This is a genomic window from Streptomyces alfalfae (genome assembly GCF_004127445.1).
GTDB lineage: Bacteria > Actinomycetota > Actinomycetes > Streptomycetales > Streptomycetaceae > Streptomyces > Streptomyces alfalfae.
Map to the genome: position 1 here is coordinate 40822 of NZ_QEXM01000006.1, position 6981 is coordinate 47802.

8 protein-coding genes are annotated in these 6981 nt (G+C 69.4%); 1 reads left to right on the plus strand and 7 read right to left on the minus strand.

Annotation, left to right across the window (positions count from 1 at the left end; all coding sequences use genetic code 11):
• The first annotated feature begins 138 nt into the window (after positions 1 to 138).
• A complete protein-coding gene (gene mgrA, locus DCW30_RS01825; protein WP_076684785.1) occupies positions 139 to 1176 on the plus strand; it encodes an L-glyceraldehyde 3-phosphate reductase in 1038 nt (345 codons plus the stop codon).
• Between the two features lie 653 nt (positions 1177 to 1829).
• Here the strand turns inward: mgrA and DCW30_RS01830 are convergent.
• From DCW30_RS01830 to DCW30_RS01870, 7 genes are all read right to left on the minus strand, one after another.
• Positions 1830 to 2771 (minus strand): class I SAM-dependent methyltransferase, encoded by a 942-nt coding sequence (locus DCW30_RS01830; protein ID WP_079250020.1) that lies wholly within the window; start codon positions 2769 to 2771, stop codon positions 1830 to 1832.
• Positions 2772 to 3096: 325 nt separating this feature from the next.
• Positions 3097 to 3837 carry an OmpA family protein gene (locus DCW30_RS01840; protein ID WP_076684786.1) on the minus strand — a complete coding sequence of 247 codons (741 nt, stop codon included), beginning with the start codon at positions 3835 to 3837 and terminating at the stop codon, positions 3097 to 3099.
• Positions 3838 to 3841: 4 nt separating this feature from the next.
• Positions 3842 to 4441: a hypothetical protein gene (locus DCW30_RS01850; protein ID WP_076684787.1), complete on the minus strand. Its 600-nt coding sequence runs from the start codon at positions 4439 to 4441 to the stop codon at positions 3842 to 3844.
• 32 nt (positions 4442 to 4473) lie between these two features.
• Positions 4474 to 5034: a pilus assembly protein TadG-related protein gene (locus DCW30_RS01855; RefSeq protein WP_472573278.1), complete on the minus strand. Its 561-nt coding sequence runs from the start codon at positions 5032 to 5034 to the stop codon at positions 4474 to 4476.
• A gap of 38 nt (positions 5035 to 5072) precedes the next feature.
• Complete coding sequence (locus tag DCW30_RS01860) at positions 5073 to 5291, minus strand: hypothetical protein (RefSeq protein WP_103557426.1); 219 nt, start codon at positions 5289 to 5291, stop codon at positions 5073 to 5075.
• Between the two features lie 275 nt (positions 5292 to 5566).
• Positions 5567 to 6454 carry a DUF5936 domain-containing protein gene (locus tag DCW30_RS01865; RefSeq protein ID WP_062783981.1) on the minus strand — a complete coding sequence of 296 codons (888 nt, stop codon included), beginning with the start codon at positions 6452 to 6454 and terminating at the stop codon, positions 5567 to 5569.
• A 49-nt stretch (positions 6455 to 6503) separates the two neighbouring features.
• Positions 6504 to 6981: type II secretion system F family protein (locus tag DCW30_RS01870; protein ID WP_206740250.1), on the minus strand; the 478-nt coding region annotated here is incomplete at its 5' end.

Below are 6981 nucleotides of genomic sequence, written 5' to 3' on the forward strand. Positions count from 1 at the left end.
TCAGCCCCTCCAGCAGATGGCGGTCCTCAAGGGGTGTGCGTAGGGCAGTCCCCGAGGGCGACACCCTACCGCTGTGCGGGCCTGGCCCAGAAACTCGGGGCGTACGCGCGGGCAGGTGGCTGAAGTAGCTTCATCCCCATGAACGACACGTCTCTGTATCGCGCGGCATCCGACCGCTACGACTCGATGGAGTACCGCCGCACCGGCCGCAGCGGCCTGAAGCTGCCCGCGGTCTCCCTCGGCCTGTGGCACAACTTCGGCGACGACAAGGCCCTGGACACCCAGCGCTCGATCCTGCGGCGCGCCTTCGACCTGGGCGTCACCCACTTCGACCTGGCGAACAACTACGGCCCGCCGCCCGGTTCCGCCGAGCTCAACTTCGGCAAGCTGTTCGCGCAGGACTTCGCCCCGTACCGCGACGAGCTGATCATCTCGACCAAGGCCGGCTACCTCATGCACCCCGGCCCGTACGGCGAGTGGGGCAGCCGCAAGTACCTGCTGTCGTCCCTCGACGCCTCGCTCTCGCGCATGGGCCTCGACCACGTCGACATCTTCTACTCGCACCGCTTCGACCCCGACACGCCACTGGAGGAGACGATGGGCGCGCTCGCGTCCGCCGTCCAGCAGGGCAAGGCTCTCTACGTCGGCGTGTCGTCCTACAACAGCGAGCAGACCGCCGAAGCGGCGCGGCTGCTGCGGGAGATGGGCGTTCCCGCCCTCATCCACCAGCCGTCGTACTCGATGATCAACCGCTGGACCGAGGAGGACGGCCTCCTCGACACGCTGGAGGCGGCCGGCATGGGCTGCATCTCCTTCGTGCCGCTCGCGCAGGGCCTGCTCACCAACAAGTACCTGAAGGGCATTCCGGAGGGCTCGCGCGCCACCCAGGGCAAGTCCCTCGACCCGGACCTGCTGAGCGAGGAGGTCGTACGCCGCCTCAACGGCCTGAACGACATCGCGGCGGGCCGCGGCCAGTCCCTCGCCCAGCTCGCCCTCAACTGGGTGCTCCGCGACGAGCGCATGACCTCGGCGCTGATCGGGGCGTCCAGCGTGGGCCAGCTGGAGGAGAACGTGGCGGCGCTGGCGGGGCCGAAGCTCACCGACGAGGAACTGGCGGCCATCGACGCCTTCGCCGTGTCGACGCCGGGCACGAACATCTGGGCCGGCCGGGGCTGAGGACGCGGGGTTCCGGCCGCCGCCGCGGCGGCCGGGGCCCTGTTCCCGTCCCCCTCGGGACGCGCCCCGGACCCGCCCCGGACCCGGGCGCGGTCCGGGCACAAAAAATCGGGCCGGTCCGTGGGGGGGAGACGGACCGGCCCGAGGGGGGGGTTTCCACCATAACCCTTCGTAAGTGATCCCGGGTGCATCGGCGTGCCACAACTACTCTCCGAGAGCACGCGGCGACTGCGAGAGCCCGTGTCCCCTACGGAATTCTTGATTCCTGGGCGTTTTCCGGCCGCGGCAGGTACCACTCACAAGAGTGACCGCCATATGGCTCACACGCTTGACGCCCCGGCTGTCCCCGGCGCTAACGGCGTACGCGGGGCGCGCCGAGCGGAGCGTGTGGGGCGAGGGTCGCCCCGGGCGAGGCCGGATGACGGCCCGCGGCGCCGTGCGGCCCCCTCCACCGCACGGCACCACGCACGCAGCTTTGCTTGCGCGAATTAGCGTTGGTCTGAACTTACGCGACGCCGAGAGGAGGATCGAGCCAGTATTGATAACGATGCGGAATCAAGGCTTCGATTTTGTGGCTTACGGGGTGGGGTGCGACACCCGTTCCGTCTTCCCGGAACGCCCATCAACCGGACGTTGGGGCGGGGTTGACCCGGTTATGGCTTGCGCAGGTCGAAGAGGTGGCGGGTGCTGTGGGCGACGAACGGTCCCTGCTCCTGGATCTGCTCGTGCAGCTCCCGCAGGCGCGGCCGGTACTTCTCCACACTGAAGCCCGGGACCATCCACACGACCTTGCGCAGGAAGTGCACGACTGCGCCGACGTCGAAGAACTCGATCCGCAGCCGCTCGGCCCGCAGGTCCACGACCTCAAGCCCCGCGGCCTCGGCCTCGGCGCGCTCCCGATCGGGACGGCGGCCGTTCCTGACCTCCTCCGGCTGCCGCCCGAGGAAGTACTCGACCACCTCGAAGACGCTGGCGGGGCCGACGTGCTGCGCGAAGTACGTGCCGCCGGGGCGCAGCACACGGGCGATCTCGTCGAAGTGGGCTTGCACCGGATGCCGGCTGGTGACCAGGTCGAAGGCGCCGTCCGCGAACGGCAGCGGCGCGTCCTCCGGCGACGCCACGACCGCGACGCCCCGCGGATGCAGCAGCGCGGTGGCCTTGGCGACGTTCGCGGGCCAGCCCTCCGTGGCGACCATGAGCGGCGGCAGGGTGGCGGCCGATGCGACGACCTCGCCGCCGCCGGTCTGGATGTCGAGCGCGGCCGAGGCCGTGGCCAGCCGCCGGGCCATCGCCTCGGCGTACCGCCACGAGGGCCGCGCCTCGGTGGCCCGCCCCTCGAACCAGGAGAAGTCCCACCCGGCGGTGGGGGCGGCCTCGGCTTCCGCGACGAGGTCGTCGAAGCCGCGGGGGGCGGGGGCGAGGGTGGGGGTGGAGAGGGGGGCGGTAGTGGAGGCGGGGGTGGTGCTGGGGGCCTTTGATGGCTTTGCGTGCTCTGCGGAGCCGGAGGGCTCTGCGTGCCTTGCGTGCTCTGGGGAGCCGGAGGGCTCTGCGTGCCTTGCGTGCTCTGCGGGGTCGGAGGGGTCGGCGTTGTTCATGGGGCGATCCTGACATTGCGGCCGTCGCGTCACATCCCGGTTTCCGCGGGCGGCGTCCCCGCTCTCCGCGGGGCCCGCTCTCCTCAGCGCCCGCTCCCCTCAGCGCCCTCTCTCCGCCGCGTCCTCTCTCCGCCGCGTCCTCCCTTGACGGCCGCCGCGGGTCCGTCAGACTCCCGCACCTGGACGGGCCGTGGGGCCGGGCTGCCGGAGTGGGGCGGTGGCCGCTTCTGCGACGTCTTCGAGATCCGGGACTGGCTGATCCACCGGTGCTTCATCTACTTGGACCCGGATTACGCGGGCGAGGACGCGAGCCGGTATCCCTGGCTCAGTCGCCAGCGTCGCCGCTCGCGTCGCCCGTGCCGTCGTCGTTGTCTCCCGCGGGGCCGGTTCCGCTGCCGGCGTTCGTGCCCGTGCCGGCCGCGGTCCCGCGCGGGAACGAGACCTCCACCCGGCGGTTCTTCTTGCGGCCCTCCTCGGAGCCGTTGTCCGCGATGGGGTAGTCCTCGCTGTAGCCGCGCACGGAGAAGGTGACCTCGGGGCCCAGGTGGCTCGCGAGTTCGTCGTGGACCGCTTCGGCGCGCTGTCGTGAGAGCTTCTTGCCGTGGCTGTAGGAGCCGAGGTTGTCCGTGAACCCGAAGACCCGTACGTCCGTGGCCTTCTGCGCCTCGGCCTCCGCCGCGATCGCCTTGATGCGGGCGGTCGCCTCGGGGTTCAGCTTGGAGCTGTCCTTGGGGAACAGCACCTCCGCCTGCAGCGCGAACTTCACGTCCGTGTTGGTGTCCTCGCGCCGCTCCTCGCCGCCGAGGTCCTCGACGACCGACTTGATGTCCAGCACCTTGGCGGGGGCGAGCGTCGCGCCGTCGGCGAGCTTGAGGCCGGGGCTGTTGGAGTCGACCTCCGGGGGCGGGGAGGTAGTGGTGCTGCCGGGCGGCGCGCTGGGCTCCCCTTCATCGGCCCATCCGCTCCCGGCTCCGAGGGTGAGCACCAGAGCGGCGGCGAGAACGACGGTCCCCGCGGCGCGGGGGGCCGCGGGGCGGCGGGTCTGGGGGTGGGGGTGGCGGCTCATGGGGCTACTCACCGTCGGAGAGTTCGATGGGGGCGGGTGGCATCGACCCCACCTGGAAGGTGACCTTGCTGGTGCCTTCCGGCGGGGCGGGGAACTGGGCGAACCAGTTCGCGGTGTCTCCCTGCCGCACTCGTCCATTGAACTTGGTGCAAAGGCAGCGCCCCGAGGTGTCTCTGAGGACCAGGTACTTCTTCTTTCCCTCCTTGTCGACCAAACTGGCGCCGGAAAGTGAGCCACCGTTCGACCTGAGCTCCCGCTCATCGCTGGCCCAGTCCGCTCCCATCCAGGACCGACCGCCGTTGTTCGTCACCGTTCCGGAAACCGTGACGAACCCACCTCCGTCCCGAAGGGCGGAGTTGATCTTCACATTGATGTCCCCGTCTTTGGCCTCCGCCAATGCCTGGCCGCCGGAGGGCTTGTCCGTCTGCCCTTTTTCATCACCGCCACTGTCCTTCTGCCCTGAAGAAGCGGACGAGGTGGGTTCTTCGGCCTTGCCGTTTCCGTCATCCCCACCGCCACAACCAGCCAGCGTGAGGACCAGCCCGGTTGTGATTGCTACAGCAGTCATCGCCCGACGGGCCGTGAGGGTTCGCCGAGAGTTCATGGCTACGGCTTCCTTCTTTCGTCGATCGCCGGTCAGTCGGCCAGGTGGACAGAGAAGAGAACGGATGCTTCCGGGAGATCGTCCAGCTCGAAGTCATCCGGGTCGATCTCGATGGGTTCTTCGCCGTCGCACGTGAATTCCACGGTCTTCCCCGGGTCGGCCGCCGAGTCAACATTACAGCGCGGCTTGATGACCGCAGTGGCATCAGCCTTGGCGTGCTGGGATTCCGTGCCGGGAATGATCGAGTCACCCACCGTGTAATTGGTTACGACCGAAGCCCGAAAGCCGGGGTATCCGTTCATTTCGGTCGCGACGACAGTAGCCTTCGCGCCGTTGAGCGCGGCGAGCGACTGGCCCGCCTCGTGTGCACCGGCACCGGTCAGCCCATTCCCCGCGAGCCAGTCGAGCCAGTCCCCGCCTTCACCGATGGACAACCCGAGGCCCACGACCAGTTCCTCCCTGGCCTCCTGCGCAGCGGCCAGAGCTGCCGCATCCGCAGCTGACTGCGCACCGTTGCGTGCCGAGGCCGCTTGAGCGAAAGCGAAGAAGGCAAACGCGACAAAGAGAAGAATCCCCGTCAGCCAGATGTAGATAGGGAGGGTCGAGCCTCGGTCACCATGCAGCTGATGCGCTAGCCGCCCACGACATCGTCGACCGCGTCCCCGATGGCCGACGAAATGGTCCCGTCCAAGCCCAGTTGGTCGATCAACGTGAAGATCCCCGCAATAAGAATCATCAACCCCGCATACTCCACGAACCCCGCCCCCGCATCCCGCTCCCGCCCGCGGATGCGACCCGCGATCGTCAACGTCCAGTTCACCCAGACTTCGAGCACGCGTTCCTTCAGCACGACGGCCCCTTCTCTCCCACCCGATTCCGCGACCACCGCTACCACCGTCGGCGTCGCCATGGGCAACGTACGCGACAACACGTGACTCGGCAGCAACTCTGCGCAGACAATGGGTTTTGGTACGCCCCGGCCCGGCAAGTTGGCGGATTCTCTCCCCCCTCGGTGAGATCATCATGCACGAAGCCCCCTCCCGCGATCCGCGAACTCAGGAACGACTGTCCCACATCGAGTTGCACACGCGAAGGGGTTTCGCGAAGTCGATGTCGGCATCGTGCTCAACGGCCCAGAATGGAGCCGAAGTCGGAACCCGAGCCCAGGAACATGCCTGCCGCGATAAGGATCATCGTGGCGGGGAGCATGAAGACCAAGGTCACCATCGTGGCCTTGGGAATGGTCTTCGCGGCCCGGCGGCGGGAATTCTGGGCGTCGGTGCGGCGCATGTCCGTGGCGATCTGGATCAGCGTGTCCGCGATCGGGGAGCCCAGCTCCTCGCCCTGCTGCAGGGCGGAGACGAACTGGGCGACCTGCTCGGAGGCGTTGCGGCGGCGCAGGGCGTCGAAGGCCTGGCGGCGGCTGACGCCCATGTCCATCTGGCGCAGCGTGATGCGGAGTTCGTCCGCCCAGGGCCCCTCGTACCGCTCGGCCACCCGGTCCAGGGCCTGGCGGAAGCCGAGTCCGGCCGAGACGACGACCGCGAGGACGTCGAGGAAGTCCGGCAGGGTGCGGTCGATGACCTCCCGGCGTTCGCGGATCGCCTGCCAGATCAGGCCGTCCGCGGCCGTGGCGCCGAAGGCGAAGGTCAGGACGGCGAAGAGCGGGGAGCCGTTGGTGAGGAAGATCAGGCCGAGGAGGGTTCCGAAGACGCCGTAGACCGCGCGGCGCGCCGCGTAGCGGTCGATCGTGAGGCCGCCGGGGTTGCCCGCCATGTCGATGCGGCGCCGCTTGGCGTCGACCCGCTTCGGGCCCATCAGGCGCAGGACGAGGGGGGCGAACCGCATGCCGAGGCGGTCCACCGCCGAGCCCGCCGCCGAGACGCGGGTCGCGCCGACCTCCAGGGCCACGGCGAGGTCGGAGGGGAGCTTCGCGTCCGCGCGGTACATGCGGATGCCCTGGCAGACGCCCGCCACGGCCAGGGCCATCACCACCGCGAGAGCCAGCGCCATCAACGTAACCCCTTCGTGGAGCGGTGCCCGGTCGGCCGGTTCATGGGCCTCACACCTCGATCTTGCCGAGGCGTCGGATCACGAAGAAGCCGATGCCGTAGAGGCCCAGGGAGATCAGGATCAGCGTCTGGCCCATCGGGGAGCCGGTCACCCGCTCCAGCGCGCCCTCGTTGGAGGAGTTGATGAGCAGGAGGGAGCCGAGGCCGAGGAGCGGGACCGTGAACGCGGTCGCGTGGACCTCCGACAGCATCGTGCGGACCTCGCGCCGCGTCTCCTTCCTGTCCTCCAGGGTCTGCGTGAGGTTGCGGAGGGAGTTGACGACCGTGCCGCCCGCCTTGTTGGACAGGACCAGCGTGGTGACCAGGACGATCAGTTCGCGGGAGGGGAGGCGGCGTGCCAGCTCGCCCAGGGTGTCGTCGATGGAGCGGCCCAGCGTGAGCTGGTCGGCGACGTGCGAGAGCTCCTCGCCCGCCGGCGCCTCCAGTTCCTCGGCCGCCATGGCCAGGGAGGTGCGCAGGGCGAGGCCC

Coding starts and splice junctions, on each gene's coding strand:
- DCW30_RS01850 (WP_076684787.1), bottom strand. CDS start 4,441: ATGAACTCTCGGCGAACCCTCACGGCCCGTCGGGCGATGACTGCTGTA.
- DCW30_RS01840 (WP_076684786.1), bottom strand. CDS start 3,837: ATGAGCCGCCACCCCCACCCCCAGACCCGCCGCCCCGCGGCCCCCCGC.
- DCW30_RS01865 (WP_062783981.1), bottom strand. CDS start 6,454: ATGGCGCTGGCTCTCGCGGTGGTGATGGCCCTGGCCGTGGCGGGCGTC.
- mgrA (WP_076684785.1), top strand. CDS start 139: ATGAACGACACGTCTCTGTATCGCGCGGCATCCGACCGCTACGACTCG.
- DCW30_RS01830 (WP_079250020.1), bottom strand. CDS start 2,771: ATGAACAACGCCGACCCCTCCGACCCCGCAGAGCACGCAAGGCACGCA.